This is a genomic window from Aquincola agrisoli, assembly GCF_036621135.1.
GTDB classification, from domain to species: Bacteria; Pseudomonadota; Gammaproteobacteria; order Burkholderiales; family Burkholderiaceae_C; genus Aquincola; species Aquincola agrisoli.
In genome coordinates, this window is the sequence record NZ_JAZIBG010000058.1 from 40,413 (window position 1) to 64,234 (window position 23,822).

A 23,822-nucleotide genomic window follows, 5' to 3' on the forward strand; every position below is an offset into this window, starting at 1 on the left:
GCTGCGATGGCCGTGTTGCCACGGCCGGTGCTCGTGCTGTTGCGGGCGCCGCTGAATCGGCCCTGCGAGGCGGTGGCAGCGGACCTGGTCGACGCCTTCGATGCGCTGTCCGCCACGCGGCTCAAGCTGCAGCTCGCATGGCGGGCGCTGAATGAGCCGCTGCACGGTGTCGCCGGCTGGTCTTGCGCACTGCATGCGGCGGGCGAAGCCCTGGCCGCATGGGCCGACGCGAACGCCCCCTACGTCGACCGGCATCCGTATCACAACCGCCAGCACCTGGCCGAGGTGCTCCTCACCGCGAGCCTCCTGGCGAGGCAGCACCGGCTGCCCACCTTCGCGGTCCAGCTTCTGCTGGTCGCGGCGCTGATGCACGACCTTGACCACGACGGTGCGCCGGCACGGGGCTTCGTGGCGGAACGGCGCAGCATGGCCTTCGCCCGGCCGTTCCTCGACGCCGCCGGCGTCAGCCCTGCGCAGTGCGCCCAGCTGGACGCGCTGGTGCTCGCCACCGAGCCGGCCGAGGGTGTCCGCACGGCGCTGGCGAGCGCCTCGCGGCGCACGCCGGCGGCCGTCAACCCTGCGCCGCCGCCCGCGGCGCCTGAGCTGCAGAGGCTGAACCACGATCCGCTGCTCGCGCTGCTGGCCCGCCTGCTGTGCGAAGCGGACGTGCTGCCCTCCATCGGGCTGACCCTCGCGCACGGCTTGCGCCTGCAGGCCCTGCTGGCCCAGGAGTGGGGCCGCCCCCTCGGCCCGACGGACAAGCTGCGCTTCATCGACGAATCCCTCTCCCTGGGCGTCGTCGGGGCGTTCTTCGAGCCCAACGTGCAGCGCCTGCGCAAGCTGCTGCTGGCCTCGCTCGACGACCATGCCGTCGCCTAGCAGGCTGGGCGCGCGCTGGACCTGGTGGGTCCCGCTGCTGGCCTGGGCGACGGTGTCGCTGCTGGCCTGGTGCGATCCCGGCCCCTTGCGCGGGCTGCGGCACGCCGTCTTCGACCAGTACCAGCGATGGTCGCCGCGGCCCTACGAGCCGGCACCGGTGCTGATCGTGGACATCGACGACGAGAGCCTGCGGCGGCACGGCCAATGGCCCTGGCCGCGCACGCGGGTGGCGGAGCTGCTGGTGCGGCTGCAGCGTTCGGAGCCGGCGGCGGTCGCGCTGGACATCGTCTTCGCAGAACCCGACCGGACGTCGCCCCGCGCGCTGCTGGCCCACACGGCGATGCCCCAGGCCGCGGCGCAGTGGCTGCAGGCGCTGCCGGACCATGACGATGCGCTGGCCGAGGTCCTCTCGCGCGGGCGGGTCGCGCTGGGCTTCGCGTTGACCGATGCCGCTGGCGCCGACGCAGGCGGGTGCGGCTCGCCGGCGCGGTTCGTGGTGGTCGGTGGACCGCCCGAGCCGGCGATGCATCCCTTCACGGGCTGCGTGCCGAGCATGCCCGTCCTGCGTCAGGCGGCTGCGGGCCATGGTGGCCTCAGCTTCGTGCCGGACGACGACGGTGTCGTCCGGCGCCTGCCCCTGCTCTTCAACCTCGAGGGCCGGCCCGCACCGTCGCTGGCCGCGGAGGCGCTGCGCATCGCGCTGGACGCCCGCAACTACACCGTGCGGTCCGCGGCCGGCGGCGGGGTCATCGACGTCGGCGTCGGCCGCCTGCGCCTGCCCACGGCGGCCGATGGTTCCGTGTGGGTGCACTACACCCGCCACCGGCCGGAGCGCTACGTGCCGGCGTGGAAGGTACTGGCCGGCCTCGTGCCGGCGGACGACTTGCGCGGCCGGATCGTGCTGGTCGGCACGTCGGCGCAGGGCTTGCTCGACTTGCGCTTCGGCCCGCTCGGCGGGGTCATTCCGGGCGTGGAGGTCCACGCACAGGCGCTGGAGCAGATGCTGCTGGGCCGGCCGCTGCAGCGCCCGGGATGGGCGCCGGGGCTCGAGCTGCTCGTGCTGGCTTTGGGGGGCCTGGCCGTCGGCCTCATCGCCATGGTGGCGGGCGCGGCCAGCTCGGTGCTGGCCTTCGCGACCTTGGCCTCGCTGCTGGCAGGGGCCGCCTGGTGGGCGTTCTCCCGCCAGGGCCTGCTGCTGGACCCCGTCGTGCCGTGCGGGACCATGCTCGCCGTCTTCCTGCCGGCCACGGTGGTGCGTTACGTCGCGACGGAGCGCCGCCAGCGCTGGGTGCGGCAGGCGTTTGCGCGGTACGTGTCGCCCAACCTCGTGGACTACCTGATCTCGCGGCCCCAGGCGCTCGAGCTCGGTGGGCGGCGGCAACGCTGCAGCTTCGTGTTCTCCGACCTCGCCGGCTTCACCTCGGTGATGGAACGCATGGACCCCGCGGCCGCCGTGGCCGTGCTGAACGAGTACCTCGACCGGATGATCGCCATCGCCTTCGAGCACGAGGGCACGCTGGACCGCATCGTCGGCGACTCGGTCGCCATCGTGTTCTCGGCGCCCGTGGAGCAGCACGACCACGAGGCGCGTGCGCTGCGCTGCGCCCTCGCGATGCAGCGGTTCGCGGCCGACTACCTCGCCGCACGCCGCGCCGAGGGCGTCGAGTTCTGCGAGACCCGCATCGGCGTGCACACCGGCGAGGTGATCGTCGGCAACTTCGGCGGCCGCACCATCTTCGACTACCGGGCGCTCGGCGATCCCGTCAACACCGCGTCGCGCCTCGAAGGGGCGAACAAGTACCTCGGCACGCAGCTGTGCGTCTCGAAGGAGACGCTGGACGGCTGCCCGGGCGTGCCGGCGCGCCCGATCGGCCGCGTGAGGCTCGCCGGGCGCTCGGCGCCGGTCATGGTGTACCAGCCGCTGGACCCGCCGGACGGCCAGAGCATCCAGGACGAGGCCTACGCCCAGGCCTACGCCGCGATGGTCGGCGGGCGCAGCGATGCGCTGCCCGCCTTCGAGAGGCTGCGGCAGCAGCGGCCGGACGACGCGCTCGTGCGGCTGCACGCCACGAGGCTTCAGGCGGGGGCGACGGACGACCTGATCGAGTTGGCCGGCAAGTAGAGGACGAGCGCGGCGGGCGGGCGCATCCGCCTAGGTCCGGCATCGCGCTGCGGCACCGCCTGCAGCGACCATCAGCACCCCCGCCACCCCGAACGTCATGTGCATGCCGCCCGCCACCGCTGCTGCCGGGGCGGTGGCGACGTCGGCCGCCGCCGATGCACGCTCGAACACCGCGCCCATCACCGCGGCGCCGGTGATCAGGCCCAGGTTGCGCGACAGGCCCAGCAGCCCGGACAAGACGCCCCGCTCGTCCGGCCGCACGCCGGCCATCACGGCGGTGTTGTTGGCAGCCTGGAACAGCGCGTAGCCGGCCGTGATGACGACGATGGGGACCAGGTAGCCGGCGATGCCCAGCGTGGCCGGCAGCATCGACAGCGCCGCCGCGCCGGCGCCGATGGCCGCCAGCCCCGCCAGCGTCATGCCGGGTGCGCCGAAGCGGTCCGCCAGGCGGCCCGCCGGCACGCCGGCCGCTGCGGCCACCATCGGGCCGACCGACAGCACCAGCCCCACGCCGGCCGCGCCGAGGCCGAGCGTTCGGGACAGGTAGAAGGGGCCCACCACCAGCGTCGCCATCATCACCGTGGCCACCAGCGCGTTCGTGACGAGGCTCTTGCGCAGCAGCCGATCCCGGAACATCGACAAGCGGACGAGCGGCGAGGCCGCCCGGGCCTCGGCCCGCACGAACAGGGCTGCGCCGGCCGCCGCGGCCAACAGCAGCGCGATGGTGAGCGCCCCGGCACGGCCGCCCCCCAGCGTCATCGCCAGCGCGTAGGCCGCCAGCGTCGAGGCCAGCAGCAGCGTGCCCGTGGGGTCGAGGCCCTGCCGGCCCGCGTGCGGCGCCTGGGGGTCGGCCGGCAGGTGGCGGCGCAGCAGCCACCAGGCCAGCAGCCCCAGGGGCGCGATGGCGGCGAACAAGGCCCGCCATCCCGGCCCGGCGAGCAGCAGCCCGCCGAGCGACGGGCCGAGCGCGGTGCCGACCGCGGATGCGGTCCCCAGCAACCCCATCGCGCTGCCGGTGCGGGCCCGGGGCACCGCCTGCCCGACGAAGGCCATCGTCAGCGCCAACATCGCGGCGGCACCCGCACCCTGCGCCGCCCGCGCCGCGACCAGCCAGCCCAGCGTGGGCGCGGCGCTGCACAGCGCGGAGGCTGCGGTGAACACTGCGACGCCGGCCAGCAGCAACCGCCTGCGGCCGACCACATCGCCCAGCCGGCCGGCGCCCACCACCAGCGTGGTGAGGGCGAGCAGGTAGGCGATGAGCACCCACTGCACCTGCGGGAAGGGCGCACCGAACGCCAGCGCCAGGTGCGGCAGGCCCACGGGCACGATGCTGGTGGCGAGCGACGACAGCAGCATGGACAACGACAGGCCGGCGAGGGCGGCCGCCTCGTGGCGTGGTGCGGCGATGGGGTTTGGCATGGAGGTGCTTGCGGAGTGGGCGCCCGGTGCCGGGCTGTGCTTTCAGCGTAGGCGGGCGCCCGGCGCGGCGGAAGGCGCGCCGCTTGCACGGTGTCCTTGCGCCGAACGCCATGCCACGATGCATGCCGCCTTGGTATGGTGGCCGCATGGCGATGCCCGATCTCAACCTGCTGGTGACCCTGGACGTGCTGCTTGCCGAAGGCAGCGTGGCGGGTGCCGCGCGGCGGCTGCAACTCAGCCCTTCGGCGATGAGCCGGGCGCTGGCGCGGCTGCGCGAGGCGACGGGCGATCCGCTGCTCGTGCGGGCCGGCCGCGCGCTGGTGCCCACGCCGCGCGCGCTCGAACTCCGCGAGCGGATCGGCCCCCTGGTGGAGGAGGGCGCCGCCATGTTGCGTCCCGTGCAGCGGCTCGATCTGCCGTCGCTCGCGCGCACCTTCACGCTGCGCGCGAGCGACGGCTTCGTGGAGACCTTCGGCCCCGCCCTGCTCGCCGGCATCGCCGAGGAGGCGCCCGGCGTGCGGCTGCGCTTCGTGCACAAGCCCGACAAGGACAGCACGCCGATGCGCGAAGGCAGCGTCGACCTGGAGACCGGCGTGGTGGGCCACGCGATGGGACCGGAGGTGCGCGTGCAGGCGCTGTTCCGCGACCGCTTCATCGGCGCCGTGCGGCCGGGCCACCCGTTGGCCGAGGGCGGGATGACCCCCGCGCGTTATGCGGCCGGCCGGCACGTCGGCGTCTCGCGCCGGGGCCGGGAGACGGGGCCGATCGACGACGCGCTGGCGCCGCTGGGGCTCGTGCGTGACATCGCCACCTTCGTCGACGGCTTCTCGGCCGCGCTGGCGCTGGCGCGCGCCACCGACCTGATCGCCAGCGTGCCCGAGCGGCATACCGCGGGACTGCGCGAAGGGCTGCATTGCTTCGTGCTGCCCTTCGAGATGCCGGCGATCACCGTGTCGCTGTGCTGGCATCCGCGCTTCGACGCGGAGCCGGCGCATCGGTGGCTGAGGGGGGTGGTGGCGAGGGTGTGCCGGGCCGGGCACGCCGGCCCGTCGCCCGGCGGCCCCCACGCGCTCACGGAACGATGACGAGGGACGGGACCACGCTGAACACGATGGCCGCCCCGGCGATCGCGGTGGCGCCCTGCGCGAAGCGAAAGCTCCAGCCCGGGAGCCGGCCGGCCTGGTGGCTGGCAGCGATGCGCATGAAGTGCACGCCCACGGCCGCCAGCGCGACCGCGGTCGCCACCCAGGCCGTTGCGTTGGCGGGCCAGCGGTCGGACCATATCTCCGTCGCGACCCAGCACACCATGAAGTGCACGAACCAGATCGCGAAAGCGGTGATGATCGGCGCCCAGACGGACGGCCTCGAGTGCGTCACAGGCCCCCCCAGGGTATCAACCGCGGCAGCAGCAGGCCGGCCGCTCCCTCCAATGCCGCGTAGATGAACAGGATGCGAAGCGCTTCCAGCGTCTTGTTGGCGGGCCGGGGCGCCAGGCCCCGCATCCAGCGCAGCAGGTAGTAGAACGCCGACAACACGACCGCCAGCACGACGCTGCCGTGCCACGCCATCATGGCGTAGACGGTGGCCCCCTGGCCGCTGGCGTCGCCGCGCAGGCCGGCGTGCCGCCAATCGGAGAGGTCCGTGGCCAGGGCGCCCGCCAGGCACACGGCGCTCAGCGCTATCAGGACCGCACTGGCGCCGCTGCCGCGCTCGAAGTTCGCCATCACCGGCCGGGCCATGTAGGCGGTCGCCAGCGACGTGCCGAGGAGCAGCAGGCCCGGCACCAGGGCGCCGGAGGGCGCGGCGATCCGCCAGGCGTCGGGATGGGCACCGTAGAGGTACAGGTAGCCGAACATGGCCATCGAGAAGATCATCCCGAGGACGATGGTGAGCAGGACGGCAGCCCACCAGCCATGAGCCTGCGGACCGGTCACGTACGTCGGCAGCAGGATGCCGGCGCCGACGTCGACCTGCTTCTGCGGAATGTGGCGATCGTTGCCCCAGACCCACCGCATCAGGCAGAAGACGGTGAGGACGCCGCAGGCGGCGCTCAGTGCCAGCGCCTTGACGGTGAGCAGCAGGAAGCAGCCTGCGGTGAAGAGCGCCGCGAGCAGGGGCCACCACGAAGGCCCCGGCATGATCTGCAGGTACTGCGGTTCGGCGCGCGCCGCGCTGGTGACCAGCGTTTCGCGCTCGCCCGTGGCGGTGTTCGGCAGGAAGTAGCGCCCGGCCTCGACGTCGCTGGCCATCCGCGGGTCGGCCCACAGCGGTTCGAGGTCGTTGACCACGGGAATGGAGCGCACGCCGTAGTTGCCCGCCGACAGCCACTCCAACGTGCCTGCGCCGAACACGTTGCGGGCCTCGCCGCCGCCCCCGCCCTGGCGGGCGTAACAACGCACGGCATCGATCAGGAACAGCAGCACGCCTGCGGCCATGATGAAGGCGCCCACCGTGGAGATCAGGTTGGTCGTGTCCCACCCGCGGTCGGGCAGGTAGGTGTTCACCCGCCGCGGCATGCCCATGAGCCCGGTCAGGTGCATCGGCAGGAAGCTGACATGGACGCCGACGAAACAGAGCCAGAACACCCACCGTCCCACCGCTTCCGACAGCCGCTGGCCGTTCATCATCGGCGTCCAGTAGTAGAAGCCGGCGAGGAGCGGGAACACCATGCCGCCGATCAGCACGTAGTGGAAATGCGCGACCACGAAGTAGGTGTCGTGCGCCTGCCCGTCGAACGCGACCATGCCCACCATCACGCCGGTCAGGCCGCCCATCACGAAGATGAGAATGCCCCCGACGAGGAACAGCGACGGCACGTTGCGCTGCACCCTGCCTGCGGCCAGCGTGCAGATCCAGGCGAAGACCTGTGCACCCGCAGGGATCGCGACCGCCATGGACGCGGCGGAGAAGTAACCCGCCGAGAGCCCCGGCAGACCGACGGTGAACATGTGGTGGGCCCAGACCCCGAAGCTGATGAAGCCGGTGGCGATCATCGCCAGCACCACGAGCTCGTGGCCGACCAGCCGCTTCTGCGCGACCGTGACGATCATGGTCGACACCATGGCCGAGGCCGGTATGAAGATGATGTAGACGTCGGGGTGGCCGAAGAACCAGAACAGGTGCTGGTAGAGCAGCGGGTCTCCGCCCCGGGTGGCGTCGAACAGTGGCCAGTTGAAGGCGCGCTCGAGTTCCAGCAGGAACGTCACCATGATCATGGCCGGGAAGGCCAGGATGATCATCACGCCGAAGATCAGCACGGCCCAGGCGTAGACGGGCATCTTGGCCAGGGTCATGCCGGGCGCGCGCGTGCGCAACACGCCGACGATGAGCTCGATGGCGCCTGCGATCGCGCTGATCTCGATGAAGCCGATGCCGAGCAGCCAGAAGTCGGCGTTGATGCCCTTCGAGTACACGCCCGAACTCAGCGGCGGGTACATGAACCATCCGTCGGACGGCGCCAGGCTGAAGAAGATGGAGCAGAAGAAGACGACGCCGCCGATCAGGTAGGCCCAGTACGAGTAGGCGGACAGCCGGGGGAAGGGCAGGTCGCGCGCCGCCAGCATCTGGGGCAGCAGCAGCACCGCGATCGCCTCGATCGCCGGGACCGCGAAGAGGAACATCATCACCGAGCCGTGCATCGTGAACAGCTGGTTGTAGGTCTCCTGGGGCACGACCTCGGCGAGCGGCGCGGCGAGCTGCACGCGCATCACGAGGGACAGGATGCCCGCGGCGATGAAGAAGCCGAAGGCGGTGACGATGAAGAGGAAGCCGATGAAGTTGTTGTTGACGGCGCTGAAGCTGCGCCAGCCGGCCGGGGTTTCCCAGACCTTCTTCAGCGCCTCGAATTCGCCCGCCGGCCTGCCGCCTTGTGTGGGGAAGCGTTCGTAGAGCGTCGTGTCGAAGCCGGTCTCCGACGGCTGCGCCGCGGCGTCCTGCACGGCCCCCGCGACCCCTGGGCTGGCGCCACGCGTCACTTCAAGGCCTCCATGTAGCTGGCGAGCGCATGGAGCTCTTCGGCCTTGAGCGAACGATAGGCCGGCATGCGGTTGTTCGGCTTGATCGACTGGCTGTCGCCGATCCAGCCGATCAGCGTCGCGCGGCTGTTGGGGAGGATGCCGGCGCCGAGCGACTGCCGCGCACCGACGAAGGTCAGGTCCGGGCCCGACAAGCCTTGCGCATCGGTGCCGCCGACACGGTGGCAAGCCGCGCAGCCGATCTCGTTGAACAGCTGTTTGCCACGCTGCGCATCGATGTCGAGCGGCGCCGCCGCCGTGGCCCGCTCGATGCGCCCATCGAGCCAGCGCTGCCAAGCGTCCGGCTCGTGCGCCACGACGACGAAGCCCATCAGCGCATGGGCGCCTCCGCAGAACTCGGCGCATTGCCCGCCGTAGGTGCCGGCCTTGTCGGCCTGCAGCTTGAGCCGGTTGGTTCGGCCGGGGATCATGTCCATCTTGCCGCCGAGCTTGGGCACCCAGAAGCTGTGGATCACGTCCTCGGAGACCATGTCGACGACGACGGGGCGGCCGACGGGGATGTGCAACTCGTTGGCATCGGCCAGGACCTCCTTGCCCGCCGCATCGAGGTAGGAGACGCGCCACCAGTAGATGTTGCCGGACACGCGCATGCGCAGCTCGTCACCCTGGATGGTCGTCAGTCCCCGCACCAGCAGCATGCCGCCCACCAGCAGCAGGAACAGCACGCCGGCCGGCAGGATCAGCCCGAACCACTTGACGACGCGCTCCCCGCCGAGCTTGGCGCGCAGCGCGTCGTTGCCGTACAGCGCGACCCACAGCGCCGCGCAGACCAGCACGAAGATCACGGTGACGAGGGCGAGAAGCACCCAGGCGAGCGTGCTGACCGTGTTCGAGAACGGGCCGTGCGGGTCCAGCACGGGGGGTGGCCATCCGCTCAACGCCTCAGCGAGGTTGGAGCTGGAGGAGGTAGGCTGTGACATCGCGAGCTTCCTGATCGGTCATTGGGATGGCCGGCATCGCCGTGCCGGGCACCTGGGCGGGTGCATTGCGGACGAACTGCATCAACACGCCCGGCTGGTTCGGTAATTGCCCCGCGATCAGGCCTTGCCGCCCAAAATCCTCGAGCGAGGGGCCGAGCCTGCCGCGCGGCCACTTCACGTCGGGGAAGGTGTGGCAGGCGACGCAGCCCTTGTCCGAGACGAGCTGCCGGCCGCGCGACACGTCGGCGTCGCCCACCGTCGGCGTGCGGTCCGGTGGCCCGTCGCACGCCACGAGGCCGGCGAGGGCCAGCACGCACCACCACCGGGTTATCAACGATGATTCACGCACCATGCCCAAGAACCTGACGCTTCGGCGATCCGCCCGACTGAACCTCGCTGCCGCAGGGCTCGCCATGGCCGCAGCCGCGATGACGGCAGGCTGTACCGATCGCATGTCGGCCACCGAGGACCGCTGGGGCCGGGCCGGAGAGCTCATCGCCATGAGCGGCGGCGAGGGCGGGGCACGCTACGCGTGCGTGACCTGTCATGGCGCGCGCGGCGAAGGCAATGGCTTCGACGCGCCGCGCCTGGCCGGGCTGCCGGCGGGCTACCTCCAGAAGCAGATGGAAGACTATGCCGCGGGCCTGAGGCCGCACGAGGTGATGCAGGACGTGGCGAGGTTCCTCGACAGCCACGAACGTGTGCGGGTCGCCGCCTATTACGCCGCCTTGCCTCCCGATGGTGTGCCGTCTGCGGCGCGCGAGGCCGTCGACGCCGGCACCCCGGCGCTGTATGCAGCGGCCTGCCAGCAGTGCCACGGTGCCGCCGCGGCGGGCACGCCGAGCGGGCCGCCGTTGAACGCCCAGCCGGCCTTCTACCTGGCCCAGCAGCTGCAGGATTGGCAGGTTTCGAAGAGGCGCAACGACGGCGATCATGCGATGTTGAAGGTGGCGCGGCAGCTCACGTCCGAGCAGGTCCGCCAGCTGAGCCTGTACCTGGCGCAGATCCCACTACACCCGGCGCCTGGGGCCCGTTGAGGTCCAGCATCGAGGGCAGGACGCGGTCGCGTTTGACGAGGTAGTGCAGTACCGCTGCCCCGGCGTGCCCCGGTATGGCCAGCGCCGTGATCCACACGATCCAGACGTGCGCCTTCGCGGCCCCCTGCATCAGCCGGTGCTGCAGGGCCTCGGACAGCTGGTCGAAGGGCAGGTTGGGAAACGGGATGACGCCGGCGATCGACAGCGGCAGGTCGTTGGGCAACGTGGACCACATGACCCACCCGCTGATCGGCAGCGCGAAGAAGCTGAAGTAGAACCAGAGCTCCATCAGGTGGCTGGCCCGTCCCGACAGCGACGCTTCGTCGACGGTGTCGGGCGTGCCGATCTGGCTGCGCCACAGGAAGCGCAGCGTGCCCAGCAGCATGATGGTCAATCCGATCTCGGTGTGCGTCTGGTAGCCGATGTACTTGTCGCCGCCCACCGGCTGCCAGCCCAGGTACCAGCCATAGCCCAGCTGCACGACCATGAGCCCGGCCATCACCCAGTGGAAGGCGACCCCGATGGGCGAGTAGAGGCCGCGGCGATGGTGGCCCTCGGCCCATTCGATGGCGGTGACGAGGTTCATGCCGGCCGGGTGCGCAGGGCGTCCGCACGTTCGGACCGCAGCCAGCGCCAGCCGATGCACATCGCCGCGACCAGGTAGGCCATGCTGCCCGGCGCCCACATCAGGAGGCCGGCCAGCTGCTGGTCTTCGAGGGGCGAGATGCCCCAGCTCAGCATCGACGCGAAGTGCGGGGCGTACAACGCACGGGCGGCAAACATGATGAGCGCGCCCAGCAGTCCCATCTGCACGGTCGTCGCCAGGATGGCGCCCATGGCGGCCGTGGGCTGGGATTGCCGCACACCGAGCCAGAAGGCCACTGCGCTGATCAACAAGGTGAGTTGCATCACGGCGTAGAGCGCGTCCGACGACAGGGCGGCCGCGTAGGGGGCTGGCGCATGCCAGACCCAAAATACCACCGTGGCCGCGGCGGTGGCGGTCCACAGCGGCACCCGCGCCCCGCGCAGCCACGGCGCCATGCCATGGGCGAGCAGCGGCGCGACGAGCAGCACCAGCGCGATGTGGTGGACCACGCGGACGGTGAAGAAGGTGGAGCTCAGCGCGCACAGTGGCGAGACATAGAGCAGCACCGTCAGGGCCCAGGCGCCGCCGAGGCTGCGCCGGCGCACGGGCGGCAATGCCCTGGCGGCGGGCGAGTGCAGCAGGGCCACGGCTGCCAGCAAGAGGAAGGCGCCAAGCACCGGGTCGAAGTTCCAGCGGCTCAGCCAGGCCTCCGGGCCCGGGGCTTCTCCACAGTAAGGAACCCAACGCACCGGGTCATCCACGTCATTCTCCTCCGACCTCGCGCCACATTCGTCCAGGGGCCGGCTCGTCCAACGAGCGGCGGCCAGCCGTCGGCCCTGCGGCACGTGGCGTGCCCGCGTTTCGGAACGCCACGATTCTGCGCCCGTGGCCGCCCGCGGTGCGAGGGACTCAGTCCTGCCGGCTCGACCCCGGACGCAGGTCCAGCGCCATGAAGAGCACGCCTTCCAGCGGATTGAACACGTAGGGCGCCGTCGGCTGGAAGCCCATCGAGCGGTAGAGCGATACGGCTTCTGCCAGGCGGGGGAGGGTGTCGAGGCAGACGTGGCTGTAACCTGCGTCGCGCGCCTCGCCGCAGATGCGCTCGGCCAGCAGGCGGCCCAGGCGCAGGCCGCGCGCGGCGGGCCGCACGAACAGGCGCTTCATCTCGCTGCGGCCGTCGCCGAGGGGGCGCAGCGCCACGCAGCCCAGCACCTCGCTGCCACGCCAGGCGAGCAGCAGCCGGCCCTCGGGCGCGGCGTATTTGCCGGGCAGGGCGGCCAATTCGTCTTCGAAGCCCTGGAAGGAGATGTCGACACCCAGGCCCGCGGCGTATTCGCGGAACAGGGTGCGGACGACGGGCAGGTCTTCGGGCAGGCGGGCGGGGCGGATCTCGATCATGGCCGGCAGGTTAGGCGAGCCGCCGGGCAGCGTCTTGTAAGAACGTTGCAGCCCGGGCTGCAAGAATGCCGGTGATGCGCGCCAACGTCCGCTACTGGCTGCTGCCCGGGCTCAGCCCGGTGGAGATGCTCGCCGCCGACTATTTCAACCAGCGCTTCTCCGCGCACTGGCACCTGGGCTACGCGGTGGGCGTGGTCACGCGCGGGGCGCAGCGCTTCCGCGCCGACGGCCTGGCATGGAGCGCTGGCCCGGGCGACGTCGTCACGCTCAACCCCGGGCAGGTGCATGACGGCGAGGCGCTGACGCCGGGCGGCTGGTCGGTGCGCATGGCGTATTTCCCCGGGCCGGCGCTGGCGGCGCTGCTGGGGGTGGGCGAACCGGGCGCCTTCGGCTGCCCGGTGGCGCGGCAGCCGGCGCTGGCGTCGGCCTTCCTCGACTGGCACGACGCGATGGAAACGGAACACGACCCGGTGCGGGCGCTGGCGGCCACCCGGGCCTTCGCCGCGCTCCTGCGGCCGTCGCTGCTGCCCGGGACGAAGGCGGGGGCGGCCGAGGCGGCCTTGCAGGCCGAGCGCCAGCGGCTGGTCGGCCTGGCCGACGTGGGTGCCGCGGCCGTCTCGGCGCTGGCCGAGCCCCGGGCACTGTCGCGCTTCACCGTGTGGCGCCAGTGCAAATCGGGCCTGGGCATCGCCCCCAAGCCGTTGATGACGCACCTGCGGCTCATCGCCGTCAAGCGCCTGCTGGTCGAAGGCCACCCGGTCGCGGACGCGGCGCTGGCCTGCGGCTTCCACGACCAGAGCCACCTGACGCGGCAGTTCGCGTCGGCCTACGGCATCACGCCGGCGCAGTTCAGGCGCGTGGCGGGCGGCGCGGCCGTGCCGGCCGGCCCCGGGTGACACGCGACGCTTGAGGGACGGTCCGGCCCGTCGCCCGCAGGGGCGGCCGGCCGCTGTGATGGTCCGGACGGACCATGCCGGTTCCCGCCGCATTCAACGCGACGACTTGCGCGCTTCCTACGCTTGCTCCTCCATCACCACACTGAGCAGGAGCTTCTTACATGCGCTTGTTTCAACGTCTGACCGCCCTGGCGTGGTGCGCGCTGGCGGCCGGGGCCGTCCACGCCGCCCCGGTCGGCTACGCCGGCACGCTCGGCTCGGGCACCTTCGTCGGCACCGTCGCCGCGGAAAGCGGCCCCTGGGGCGGGGCCGAGAACTGGTCGTTCTGGCAGTTCACGGTGCCGTTCCTCACCGAGGCGACGATCACCGTCACGCCGACGGATGCGGCGTTCGATCCGGTCATCGCCGCCTGGTACGGCGCGGAGGGCGACACCGCGGCATACGCCAACCTGTTCAGCGGCAGCGCCAACGGCGTGCTCGTGGCCGCGGCCGACGGCATTGGCCCGTACCTGCCCGGCGGCGCCGGCGAGCCGGCCTCGATCAGCTTCCAGAACCTCTACGGCAACGGCAGCTTCGTGCTGGCCATCGCCGACTACGCCGACGGCGTGGGTGCCGGTCCGCTCGGCTACACGATCACCGCCGCCGTGCCCGAGCCCGAGACCTGCGCGCTGATGCTGGCCGGCATCGGCCTCGTCGCCGCGATGGGGCGCCGCCGCCGCGGCTGAGCACCTCCCCCTTCCCCAGCACATCAACGCCAGGAGAAACCCAGATGACTTCCCGTGACGAACACATCGACGTGATGCGTGCCTTCGCCAAGGCCGACACCGCCCAGGACATGGACCCGCACTGGTCCTACGGCCGCCGCGGCTTCCTGCGCAGCGGCGTGGCCGCCGCCGCGGCCGTCGGCATGCCCTTCGGCATGCTCGGCTCCGGCGCCGCCCATGCCGTGAAGCTGCCCTACAGCCCCGACTACGGCCCGCTGGCCCCGGTGGCCGACCAGGCGACCGGCCTGCCGCTGCTGCAGCTGCCCGCCGGCTTCACCTACTGGTCGTTCGGCTGGACGGGCGATGTGATGAGCGACGGCATCGCCACGCCGGGCGCGCACGACGGCATGGCGGTGGTGGCCTCCGACGCCGACAAGCTCGTGCTGGTGCGCAACCACGAGCAAGGCAGCCGCACCGCCGGCTCCTACGCCTCGCCCAAGGTCACCTACGACCCGACCTGCAACGGCGGCACCACGAACCTGGTGTTCGCGCCCAAGCAGAAGAAGTTCACCTCGGCGTGGGCCACGCTGTCCGGCACGATCCGCAACTGCGCCGGCGGCCCGACCCCGTGGAACACCTGGATCACCTGCGAGGAGACCTCCGACGGCGTGCACAACGGCGCCACCAGGCAGCACGGCTACTGCTTCGACGTCCCGGCTGCCGGCGCGGCCAACCCCGTGCCGCTGGTCGACATGGGCTGCTTCAGCCACGAGGCCGTGGCGGTCGATCCGGTCACCGGCATCATTTACGAGACCGAGGATTCGACGCCCAGCGGCTTCTACCGCTTCATCCCCAACGTGGCCGGCCAGCCCGCCCGGGGCGGCAAGCTGCAGATGATGCGGCTGAAGACGCCCACCAACGCGAGCATCAACTACCTTGGGCAGAGCGTCGCGTACTTCAACACCGGCGCCGGCTTTGCCGACGGCACGAGCTGGGACGTGGAGTGGGTCGACATCGCCGAGCCGAACAAGCCGTTCATCTCGGGCACGAGCTACGGCGGCGTGGTGGCGCAGGGCCTGCTGCAGGGCGGCGCGAGCCTTGTGCGCGGCGAAGGCTGCTGGTACGGCAACGGCGTGATCTACGTCTGCGCGACCAGCGGCGGCACCGTGCGGGCCGGCCAGATCTTCGCGTACGACCCGCGCCGCGAGACCTTCACGCTGGTGTACGAGTCGCGCCGCGCGTCCGACGTGCACATGCCCGACAACATCGCGTGGAGCCCGCGCGGCAGCCTGATCCTCTGCGAGGACGGCAGCAACAACCCGCAGTCGCTGCGCGGCCTGACGCTCGACGGCTCGATCTTCCCGTTCTGCCACAACAACGTGAACTTCACGGCCACCGGCGCCTACACGCGCCCCTCGGGCCGCCGCTTCACGGGCGACCAGCGGGGCTCGGAGTTCTGCGGCGCGACCTTCCACAACGAGTGGCTGTTCGTGAACATCCAGTCGCCGGGCATCACCTTCGCGATCACCGGCCCGTGGGACGACGGCGCGCTCTGAGGTGAGGTGCGCGGGCCCGCGCCCTGGCGGCGCCGGGCCCGCGGCGGCGGCTTACTTGCCGCTGCGCAGCTTGGCCAGGGCGGCCTGGGTCTCGTTCCACAGGTCCATGCCCACCTGGGTGCCGATGCCGGCGTTCACGTGGGTGAGCTTGTCGCGCATGCGCGCGGCCTCGGCGGCCGGCAGCTCGTTGATCTGCATGCCCTTGGCCTTCAGGTCGGCCAGGGCCTTGGCGGCTTCCTCGCGGGTGTCCTTGCGCTCGAAGTCGCGGCTGGCGACGGCGGCGTCGCGCAGCACCTTCTGCTCGTCCTTCGACAGGCCGTCCCACCACTTCTTGCTCACCGTGACGATCCACGGGCTGTAGACGTGGTTGGTGATGCTCAGGTACTTCTGCACCTCGTAGAACTTGCTCGACAGCACCGTGTTGAACGGGTTCTCCTGGCCGTCGACGGTGTTGGTCTCCAGCGCGCTGAACAGCTCGGAGAAGGGCAGCGGGATGGCGTTGGCGCCCAGCATCTTGAAGCTGTCGAGGTAGACGTTGTTCTGCATCACGCGCAGCTTGATGCCGTTCAGGTCTTCCATCTTGGTGACCGGGCGCTTGCTGTTGGTGAGGTTGCGGAAGCCGTTCTCCCAGTACACCAGGCCGACGAGGCCCTTTTCCTGGAGCTTGTCCATCACCTTCTGGCCGATGGGGCCGTCGAGCACGGCATCGGCCTCCTTGACGTTGTTGAACAGGAAGGGCGTGTCCCACAGCGCCATTTCCTTGGTGATGCCCACCAGCGTGGCCGTGGAGCCGACCATCATCTCCTGCGCGCCGCCGATCAGCGCCTGCTGCATTTGCGTGTCGGGGCCGAGCGCGGCGGCGCCGATGGCGCGCACCTTCATCTTGCCGCCGGAACGCTTGTTGACCTCGTCGACGAAGACCTTGGCCGCGCGGCCCTGGTTGCTCTGTTCGTTCAGGCCGTAGCCGAAGCGGATGATGCGCGGCTTGATGTCCTGCGCCTGGGCGATGGCCGGCGCGAAGGCGGCAACGCAGGTGGCGGCGGCGGCCACGGCCAGCAGGGTGCGGCGGATGAGGTTCATGGGGGTGTCTCCTTCAGTGGACAACGGGGGTGCAAAAGGGGCTCAACGCATCCACGCGACGGGCGCGGTGACGATCTGCGGGAAGATGACGAACAGCACCAGCAGCAGCGTGTAGGTGATCAGGAAGGGGTTCACGCCCTTGATCACCTGGTGCAGCGGCAGCCTGCCGACGCCGGCCACCACGTTGAGCACGGTGCCCACGGGCGGCGTGATCAGGCCGATGGCGCCGTTGAGCACGAACATGAGCCCGAAGTACACCGGGTCGATGCCCGCCTTGACGGCGATGGGCAGCATCACCGGCGCGAAGATCAGGATGGTCGGGGTGAGGTCGAGCGCCGTGCCCACGAGCACCAGCACCACCATCATCACCGCCATCAGCAGGCGCGGGTTCTCGACCAGCGGGCCCAGCCAGCCGGTGAGCACGCCCGGCAGGTCGGCCAGCGTGATCATGTAGCTCGCCACCTGGGCGCCGGCGCACAGGAACATCACGATCGCGGTGGTCTTGGCGGCGCGCACCAGCACGCCGCGCAGCTCGGCCACCCGCATCTCGCGGTGCACCAGCAGCGCGACGGCCAGCGCATAGAACGCCGCCACCACCGCAGCCTCGGTCGGCGTGAACACGCCGCTCTTCATGCCGCCGATGATGATGACCGGCATCAGCAGCGCCCAGAAGGCCTTGCCGGTGGCGCGCAGGCGCTCGCGCATCGGCAGCGGCTCGCCGGCCGGCAGGTCGAGCTTGCGCAGCACGAGCTTCCACGCCACGATCAGCCCCACGCCCATCAGGATGCCCGGCACGATGCCGGAGATGAACAGTGCCGAGATCGAGGTGTTGGTCGTCACGCCGTAGATCACGAAGGGCATCGACGGCGGGATGATCGGCGCGATGATCCCGCCCGAGGCGATGAGGCCGGCCGAGGTGGGCAGCGGGTAGCCCTGGCGCTTCATCATCGGCAGCAGGATGGTCGCGAGCGCGGCGGTGTCGGCCAGTGCCGAGCCGCTCATGCTGGCCATCAGCACCGCGGCGCCGATGGCCACGTAGCCCAGCCCGCCGCGGATGTGGCCGACCCAGGCCTGCGCCATGTCGATGATGCGCCGGCTGATGCCGCCGGAGTTCATCAGCTCGCCCGCCAGGATGAAGAAGGGCACCGCCAGCAGCGCGAAGCTGTCGACGCCGCCCACCAGGTTCTGCGCCAGCAGCTGGGTGTCCCAGAACTCCAGCACCCAGGCCATGCCCGCGCCGGTGAGCACGAGCGCGAGCGCCATGTTCATGCCGATGCCCATCAGCACCAGCATGCCCCCGCAGAAGACGATGAAAGCCAGACCTTCGCTGCTCATGACGGCCACCTCACTCCGTGTCGCCGGCGTGCCCGAGGTCGAGCGGCTTGTGGCGTACCAGTTCAATCAGGGCCATCACGCCGATGGCGGTGGCGCACAGCAGGGCCGGCAGCGGCAGCAGCGCGACCGGGTAGCCGAGCACGACGGAGCGGCTGCCCATCCCGACGACGACCTGCTGCCATGCGCCCCAGCCCAGCATCACGCAGGCGGTGATCACCAGCACGCGGATGAGCACCGTCATCACCGCCATCGCCGCGGGCTTGTGCTGGAGCATCCCGACCAGGCTGGTGAAGGCCATGTGCTCGCCGGCCGGGTAGGCCGCGGCGGCGCCGATGAAGACCATCCACACGAAGAGCAGGCGGGAGAGTTCCTCGCTGGCGGGGATGCCGTCGCCGAAGCCGTAGCGCAGCACGACGTTGATGAACACGGCCAGGGCCATCACGCCCATGCAGGCGGCCATCAGGTTCTCGGTGAGGCGGTACAGGCCCCGGGAGCGTTCGGTGGGTGCGTTCATGCCGAGGCCTCCTGGCCGTGCAGCCATCCGCTGGCCTGCTGCTGCAGTTGTTCGAGCGGCAGCCGGGCGTCGAGCCGCAGCACGCCGGGCTCGCCGACCGGCGATTCGAGCGTCGCGAACTGGCTGTCGACCAGGCTGGCGGAGAAGAAGTGCGACGAGCGCCCGGCCACGCGGGCCAGTGCGTCGTCGCGGGTGATCTCGAGGAACGCGAAGCGCAGGCCCGGCGCGGCGGCGCGCAGCGTGTCGCGGTAGCGGCGCTTGAGCGCCGAGCAGGTGAGCACGATGCCCTGGGGCTGCGCCCGCAGCTGCTCGCCCAGCGTGGCGAGCCAGCCTTCGCGGTCCTCGTCGGTCAACGGGGTGCCGCGGCTCATCTTCTCGCGGCTGGCTGGGCTGTGGAAATGGTCGCCCTCGACCAGGGGCAGGCCCTCGGCCTGCGCGATGGCGGCACCGAGACTCGATTTGCCGCAGCCGGCCACGCCCATCACAACGATCGAACCGTTCATGCTGATTGGATAGCGCTATCCCGTTGGAATCATGAAAAGGCGGCTGCATCCGCATGCTCGCCGCCCTGGGCCACCAAAGTCTTGCGTCAGGGAGAAACCTGACTATCGCCTGGCTTGGATAGCGCTATCCTACGCAAGAATCGCCAGCGCACGCACCGTGTTTTCCCTGATCCCACCCTCCCGATGACGCCTCCCACCCGATCCCGCGCCACCGGCCGCGTCACGCTGGCCGACGTCGCCCAGGCCGCTGGCGTCAGCCCCATCACGGTGTCGCGCGCGCTGCGCGGCGAGCGCGCCGTGGCGCCCGAGCTCGTGGCGCGGGTGCAGTCCGCGGTGCAGAAGCTCGGCTACGTGCCCGATCCGGCCGCACGCGCGCTGGCGTCGCGCCACAGCACGCACGTGGCGGTGCTGATCCCGCTGCTGACCAACGCGCTGTTCGTCGACCTGCTGGAGGCGGTGCAGTTCCACCTGCGGCGCGCCGGCTACCAGACGCTGATCGGCATCACCCACTACGACCCGAGCGAGGAGGAGCAGCTGCTGCGCGAGCAGCTCGTGCACCGCCCGGCGGGCCTGATCGTCACCGGCCTTGACCGCAACGACAGCACGCGGGCGCTCATCGCGCAGAGCGGGGTGCCCTGCGTGCACGTGATGGAGATGTCGGATGCGGCGGGTGTCTACAGCGTGGGCCTGTCGCAGGCCGACGCGGGCGCGGCGCTGACGCGCCACCTGCTGGAGCGCGGGCGCCGGCGCATCGCCTTCGCCGGGGCGCAACTCGACCCGCGCGTGATGCAGCGGCTCGACGGCTGGCGCCGCGAGCTGCAGGCCGCGGGCCTCTACGACGCGCGGCTGGAGTGGCTGAACCCGTCGCCGTCCTCGCTGGCGCTCGGCGGGCGCATGTTCGAGCAGATCGTCGCGCACAAGCCGGCGGTCGATGCCATCTTCTTCTGCAACGACGACCTGGCGCAGGGCGCCCTGCTGGCGGCGGCACGCCACCGTATCGCGGTGCCCAAGCGCATCGCCATCGCCGGCTTCAACGACCTCACCGGCAGTGATCTCACGCTGCCCACGCTCACCACCGTGCGCACGCCGCGCGCGGCGATCGGCGCCGCCGCCGCGGCGATGCTGCTGAAGCTGATGCGCGGCGAGGGAGTGCACCCGGGGTGCATCGACGTCGGTTTTGAGCTGGTGGTGCGCGAGAGCACCTGACGCCGCGGCGAGGCGCATACTGGCGCATGGCCCTGCAACATGCTCGATCTGGCGAACCCCTCGACGTCCAGCCCTTCGGCGCCGCGCTGCCGGGGCAGAAGACGACGGCACTCTTCAAGTCGGCGCAGCTCGAGGTCATGCGGCTGGTGCTGATGGCCGGCAAGGCGCTCCCGCCCCACCAGATGCCGGGCGAGGTCACCATCCAGTGCATCGAGGGCGAGCTCGATGTGACCGTGGCCGGCGAGAGCCACCGCCTTGCCGCCGGGCAACTGCTGTTTCTCGAGGGCGGCACACCGCACGGCGTCGTCGCGCTGCGCGACGCCTCGGCGCTCGTGACCCTCGTCCTGCCGCAGCCCTGACCCCGTTCAGTCGGTGCCCGGCTGCCCTTCGCGGGCGAAGAACTTGCCTTGGCCGGCGGCCTTGAGATAGCGCGCCACGCTGCGCCGGTCCGCCAGCGCCACCACCGCGTCGTCGCTGCCGATGCCTGCCGCCTGGGCGAGCTGCTGGCCCGCGTCGTCGAGGCCGATCGCCTTCAGGTGCCGCCACGCGTCGCGCAGGAAGTCGAGTGCGGCCGGATGGGTGAGCCAGGGGGCGATGCCGTCCTCGCTGCCCAGCACCACGACCGCGCCGAACAGGCACGAGGGCGAGCCCGCCAGTGCACCGTCCGCGGGAAGCAGCGTGCCGTCGGAGAGGGTGACCCCGGAGATCTTGTCGGCGATCACCGAGACACGGGCGCGGGCCTTCTCCAGCGCGGTCTTGACGGTCTCCACGGTTTGCGCATCCGCGCCTTCGGCCACCAGCAGCGCGAGGTGACGGCCCTTGAGGCTGCCGCTGCGGCTGGCCACCTGGCTCAGCGCCGGCGAGGGTGGCAGGTTCTGCGGGGGCCGCGCCGGCGTGGCCGGCGTGATGCTGCCCGGCGGCAGGCCCAGCTTGTCCATCACGCCGCGGGCCAGGGCGTCGTCGATCAGCAGCAGGTGCGCCACCACGCGTTCGCGGACGGCCGGCGTCTCCACCTTGCCCAGTTCGAAACCCAGCGCCGAGATCATGTGGTACTGCTCGGGCGGCGTCATCGAGCGGAAGAACAGCCGTGCCTGCGAGTAGTGGTCGGCGAAGCTCTCCGGGCGCAGGCGCGCCTTGGGGCCGGTTTCCGACAGCGCCAGGCTGTTGAAGCCGCGCTGCGGCGATTCGCGCGGGCTGCTCGGATCGAGCGAGCTGGGCTCGTAGTTGACACGGCCCTTGGGCACCATCATCTGCATCTGCGCGTCGCGCTGCAGGTTGTGGAAGGGGCACTTGGGCGCGTTGATCGGCAGCTGGTGGAAGTTGGGCGTGCCCAGGCGCTTCAACTGCGTGTCGAGGTACGAGAACAGCCGGCCCTGCAGCAGCGGGTCGTTGCTGAAGTCGAAGCCCGGCACCAGGTGGCTGGGGCAGAAGGCGACCTGCTCGGTCTCGGCGAAGAAGTTGTCGGGGTTGCGGTCGAGCACCATGCGCCCGACGATCTCGATCGGCACCAGTTCCTCGGGGATCACCTTGGTCGGATCGAGCACGTCGAACGGCAGCCGGTCGGCGGTGGCCTGGTCGAAGACCTGGAAGCCCAGCTCCCACACGGGGAAGTCGCCGCGCTCGATCGATTCCCACAGGTCGCGGCGGTGGTAGTCGGGGTCGGCGCCGGCGATCTTCACGGCCTCGTCCCAGGTGGTCGATTCGACGCCCAGTGCGGCCCGCCAGTGGAACTTGACGAAGCGCCACTGGCCGGCCGCGTTCACCAGCCGGAAGGTGTGCACGCCGAAGCCGTCGATCATGCGCAGCGAGCGCGGGATGGCGCGGTCGCTCATCGCCCACATGATCATGTGCAGGCTCTCGGGCATCAGCGAGATGAAGTCCCAGAACGTGTCGTGCGCCGACGCGGCCTGCGGGAAGGCGCGGTCGGGCTCCATCTTCACCGAGTGGACCAGGTCGGGGAACTTCATCGCGTCCTGGATGAAGAACACTGGGATGTTGTTGCCGACCAGGTCGAAGTTGCCCTCGTCGGTGTAGAACTTGACCGCGAAGCCGCGCACGTCGCGCGGCGTATCGACCGAGCCGGCGCCGCCGGCCACGGTGGAAAAGCGCGTGAACACCGGCGTGCGCTTGCGGGGCTTGGAGAGGAAGCTGGCCTTCGTCCAGTCGGAGCAGTCGCGCAGGCACTCGAAGTAGCCGTGCGCCGCGGAGCCGCGGGCATGCACGATGCGCTCGGGAATGCGCTCGTGGTCGAAGTGCGTGATCTTCTCGCGCAGCAGGAAGTCTTCGAGCAGCGTGGGGCCGCGGTCGCCGCCGTGCAGCGAGTTCTGGTTGTCGGCCAGCACGACGCCCTGGTTGCTGGTGAGCAGCGCCTGCCCCGGGCCGGCCACCTGGTGCGTCTCTCCGCCCTGGCCCGTGCCGAGGCCGGACCCCGGGCCGGCGGCGAGCTTGCGTTGGCGGTTGGTGGCGGGCGGGACGGACTTGCGGCTGGCCATGGATGTCTTCCTCGTTGGTACAACCAGCAGGCTAATGCCGCCCGTGCTGCGCGCCCTGTCGGCCAGACGCGTGGCGCGGTGTAGGACGATGCCCGCTGCTCAACCCAGCAACGTGCGGCGGCCGGCCTCGCGCCGCGTCCACGCCGCCGGCGTGAGCCCCGACCATCGGCGGAAGGCGCGGGCGAAGACCTTGTCCGATTCATAGCCCGCCTCTTCCGCGATGCGGCTGACGGGCAGCACGCCGGCCTCGAGCCGCTGCGCGGCCAGCGCCATGCGGTGCGCGGTGAGGTAGCCGATGGGCGTGGCGCCCATCAGCGTGCGGAAGCGCTCGCTGAAGCGCGAGCGCGACATGCCCGCCTGCGCGGCCAGCGACTCGACCGTCCAGCCCTGCTGCGGTGCGCGGTGGATGGCCATGATGGCGCGCGCGATCGCCGGATCGCCCAGCCCGCGCAGCCAGCCTTCGCCGGTGCCGGCGGCCTTGCCCAGGTGCTCGCGCAGGAGGTTGATCAGCAGCAGCTCGCCCATGCGCGCGGCCGAGGCGCGCCAGCCGGGCCGCCGGTCGAGTGTTTCGGTGACCAGCGCCTCCATGGTGCTGGCCAGGCTGCCGGCGATGGGCAGCGCCGAGGCCCGGATGTGGACCAGCGGCGGCAGGAGGCCGAAGACCGCATGCCGGCAATAGGCCGAGAACCACACCAGTGCCGAGAACATGTCGGTGGCCGCGCCGCCGCCGCCGTGCGCGAACACCAGCGGGTTCTCGTCGAGCGGCCCGACGGCATGGCGGGCGATCATCGTGGCGAACGGCACCGGGCTCACACCCGGTGCGGAGGCGATGGTGTGCGCGGCGCCCAGCGGCAGCATCAGCAGGTCGCCGGGCTCGGCGCGCACGGGGCGGGCGCCGGCCAGCGTGATCCAGAACGGCGCGCCGCGGGCCATGCGGATCATCGCGCCCGACACGCCTTCGGAACGCAGCGCCCACGGCGCCGAGAGCTCGAATCGCGCGGTGACGGCCCCCTCCGATCGGCAGATGGAGAGCACTTCGCTCAGGACGTCCATGGATCGGCGGGGCGGGGCAGGCTGGGACGAATGGTGCCCAATGCGGGCGTCTCGGCGGTTGAGGGCCGGGTGGCGCCTGCAAACAATG

23 protein-coding genes are annotated in these 23,822 nt (G+C 71.2%); 9 read left to right on the plus strand and 14 right to left on the minus strand.

Annotated elements, in window-relative coordinates; genetic code table 11:
- Positions 1-6 precede the first annotated feature (6 nt).
- Both V4F39_RS26610 and V4F39_RS26615 read left to right on the plus strand, forming a co-directional pair.
- Positions 7-879 carry an HD domain-containing protein gene (locus V4F39_RS26610; RefSeq protein WP_332293270.1) on the plus strand — a complete coding sequence of 291 codons (873 nt, stop codon included), beginning with the start codon at positions 7-9 and terminating at the stop codon, positions 877-879.
- Positions 866-3,001: a CHASE2 domain-containing protein gene (locus tag V4F39_RS26615; RefSeq protein ID WP_332293271.1), complete on the plus strand. Its 2,136-nt coding sequence runs from the start codon at positions 866-868 to the stop codon at positions 2,999-3,001. Before V4F39_RS26610 ends, V4F39_RS26615 begins: the two co-directional genes overlap by 14 nt.
- Before the next feature lie 30 nt (positions 3,002-3,031).
- Here the strand turns inward: V4F39_RS26615 and V4F39_RS26620 are convergent, their stop codons facing one another.
- Positions 3,032-4,420, minus strand: coding sequence for an MFS transporter (locus tag V4F39_RS26620; protein WP_332293272.1), 1,389 nt, complete (start codon positions 4,418-4,420; stop codon positions 3,032-3,034).
- Positions 4,421-4,566: 146 nt separating this feature from the next.
- Here V4F39_RS26620 and V4F39_RS26625 point away from each other — a divergent pair, with 146 nt between their 5' ends.
- Positions 4,567-5,505 carry a LysR family transcriptional regulator gene (locus V4F39_RS26625; RefSeq protein ID WP_332293273.1) on the plus strand — a complete coding sequence of 313 codons (939 nt, stop codon included), beginning with the start codon at positions 4,567-4,569 and terminating at the stop codon, positions 5,503-5,505.
- Here V4F39_RS26625 and V4F39_RS26630 read toward each other — a convergent pair.
- From V4F39_RS26630 to V4F39_RS26645, 4 genes are read right to left on the minus strand one after another with little or no spacing between them, the layout of a single operon-like run.
- Entirely contained in the window at positions 5,492-5,797 is a 306-nt protein-coding gene (locus V4F39_RS26630) for a hypothetical protein (protein ID WP_332293274.1), read from the minus strand. The two genes, V4F39_RS26625 and V4F39_RS26630, sit on opposite strands and share 14 nt — an antisense overlap.
- Positions 5,794-8,394 (minus strand): cbb3-type cytochrome c oxidase subunit I, encoded by a 2,601-nt coding sequence (locus tag V4F39_RS26635; protein ID WP_332293275.1) that lies wholly within the window; start codon positions 8,392-8,394, stop codon positions 5,794-5,796. The genes V4F39_RS26630 and V4F39_RS26635 overlap by 4 nt, the downstream gene beginning before the upstream one ends.
- Positions 8,391-9,374 (minus strand): cytochrome c oxidase subunit II, encoded by a 984-nt coding sequence (locus V4F39_RS26640; protein ID WP_332293276.1) that lies wholly within the window; start codon positions 9,372-9,374, stop codon positions 8,391-8,393. Before V4F39_RS26640 ends, V4F39_RS26635 begins: the two co-directional genes overlap by 4 nt.
- Complete coding sequence (locus tag V4F39_RS26645) at positions 9,337-9,687, minus strand: c-type cytochrome (protein WP_332293277.1); 351 nt, start codon at positions 9,685-9,687, stop codon at positions 9,337-9,339. The genes V4F39_RS26640 and V4F39_RS26645 overlap by 38 nt, the downstream gene beginning before the upstream one ends.
- Positions 9,688-9,724: 37 nt before the next feature.
- Here V4F39_RS26645 and V4F39_RS26650 point away from each other — a divergent pair, with 37 nt between their 5' ends.
- Positions 9,725-10,411, plus strand: a complete 687-nt coding sequence (locus tag V4F39_RS26650) for a c-type cytochrome (protein ID WP_332293278.1) — start codon at positions 9,725-9,727, stop codon at positions 10,409-10,411.
- Here V4F39_RS26650 and V4F39_RS26655 read toward each other — a convergent pair.
- The 3 genes from V4F39_RS26655 to V4F39_RS26665 form a co-directional block, all read right to left on the minus strand.
- Positions 10,335-10,997, minus strand: coding sequence for a cytochrome b (locus V4F39_RS26655; RefSeq protein WP_332293279.1), 663 nt, complete (start codon positions 10,995-10,997; stop codon positions 10,335-10,337). The two genes, V4F39_RS26650 and V4F39_RS26655, sit on opposite strands and share 77 nt — an antisense overlap.
- Positions 10,994-11,758, minus strand: coding sequence for a cytochrome c oxidase assembly protein (locus V4F39_RS26660; protein ID WP_332293280.1), 765 nt, complete (start codon positions 11,756-11,758; stop codon positions 10,994-10,996). Before V4F39_RS26660 ends, V4F39_RS26655 begins: the two co-directional genes overlap by 4 nt.
- Before the next feature lie 148 nt (positions 11,759-11,906).
- Positions 11,907-12,395, minus strand: a complete 489-nt coding sequence (locus V4F39_RS26665) for a GNAT family N-acetyltransferase (protein ID WP_332293281.1) — start codon at positions 12,393-12,395, stop codon at positions 11,907-11,909.
- 74 nt (positions 12,396-12,469) lie between these two features.
- Between V4F39_RS26665 and V4F39_RS26670 the strand changes: the two genes are divergently transcribed.
- From V4F39_RS26670 to V4F39_RS26680, 3 genes are all read left to right on the plus strand, one after another.
- Positions 12,470-13,291 carry an AraC family transcriptional regulator gene (locus V4F39_RS26670; protein ID WP_332293282.1) on the plus strand — a complete coding sequence of 274 codons (822 nt, stop codon included), beginning with the start codon at positions 12,470-12,472 and terminating at the stop codon, positions 13,289-13,291.
- Positions 13,292-13,452: 161 nt separating this feature from the next.
- Positions 13,453-14,016, plus strand: a complete 564-nt coding sequence (locus tag V4F39_RS26675; protein WP_332293283.1) for a PEP-CTERM sorting domain-containing protein — start codon at positions 13,453-13,455, stop codon at positions 14,014-14,016.
- A 44-nt stretch (positions 14,017-14,060) separates the two neighbouring features.
- The gene (locus tag V4F39_RS26680) at positions 14,061-15,551 is read left to right on the plus strand and encodes a PhoX family protein (protein WP_332293284.1); all 1,491 of its coding nucleotides are present in this window, start codon (positions 14,061-14,063) and stop codon (positions 15,549-15,551) included.
- Between the two features lie 51 nt (positions 15,552-15,602).
- On the opposite strand, the gene V4F39_RS26685 is transcribed toward V4F39_RS26680, so the two are convergent.
- Genes V4F39_RS26685 through V4F39_RS26700 form a run of 4 tightly spaced genes read right to left on the minus strand, consistent with a single transcriptional unit; the run spans position 15,603 to position 18,983 of the window.
- Positions 15,603-16,631: a TRAP transporter substrate-binding protein gene (locus V4F39_RS26685; RefSeq protein ID WP_332293285.1), complete on the minus strand. Its 1,029-nt coding sequence runs from the start codon at positions 16,629-16,631 to the stop codon at positions 15,603-15,605.
- Between the two features lie 42 nt (positions 16,632-16,673).
- Positions 16,674-17,966 (minus strand): TRAP transporter large permease, encoded by a 1,293-nt coding sequence (locus V4F39_RS26690; RefSeq protein WP_332293286.1) that lies wholly within the window; start codon positions 17,964-17,966, stop codon positions 16,674-16,676.
- Between the two features lie 10 nt (positions 17,967-17,976).
- Positions 17,977-18,480, minus strand: a complete 504-nt coding sequence (locus V4F39_RS26695; RefSeq protein WP_332293287.1) for a TRAP transporter small permease — start codon at positions 18,478-18,480, stop codon at positions 17,977-17,979.
- Positions 18,477-18,983 carry a gluconokinase gene (locus V4F39_RS26700; protein ID WP_332293288.1) on the minus strand — a complete coding sequence of 169 codons (507 nt, stop codon included), beginning with the start codon at positions 18,981-18,983 and terminating at the stop codon, positions 18,477-18,479. Before V4F39_RS26700 ends, V4F39_RS26695 begins: the two co-directional genes overlap by 4 nt.
- 183 nt (positions 18,984-19,166) lie before the next feature.
- Between V4F39_RS26700 and gntR the strand changes: the two genes are divergently transcribed.
- The gene (gene gntR / locus V4F39_RS26705; protein WP_332293289.1) at positions 19,167-20,189 is read left to right on the plus strand and encodes an HTH-type transcriptional regulator GntR; all 1,023 of its coding nucleotides are present in this window, start codon (positions 19,167-19,169) and stop codon (positions 20,187-20,189) included.
- A 26-nt stretch (positions 20,190-20,215) separates the two neighbouring features.
- On the plus strand, positions 20,216-20,548 hold the full coding sequence (locus V4F39_RS26710; RefSeq protein ID WP_332293290.1) for a cupin domain-containing protein: 333 nt from the start codon (positions 20,216-20,218) through the stop codon (positions 20,546-20,548).
- A gap of 6 nt (positions 20,549-20,554) precedes the next feature.
- Here the strand turns inward: V4F39_RS26710 and V4F39_RS26715 are convergent, their stop codons facing one another.
- Complete coding sequence (locus tag V4F39_RS26715) at positions 20,555-22,681, minus strand: catalase (RefSeq protein WP_332293291.1); 2,127 nt, start codon at positions 22,679-22,681, stop codon at positions 20,555-20,557.
- Positions 22,682-22,780: 99 nt separating this feature from the next.
- The gene (locus V4F39_RS26720) at positions 22,781-23,734 is read right to left on the minus strand and encodes an AraC family transcriptional regulator (RefSeq protein ID WP_332293292.1); all 954 of its coding nucleotides are present in this window, start codon (positions 23,732-23,734) and stop codon (positions 22,781-22,783) included.
- Between the last annotated feature and the right edge of the window lie 88 nt (positions 23,735-23,822).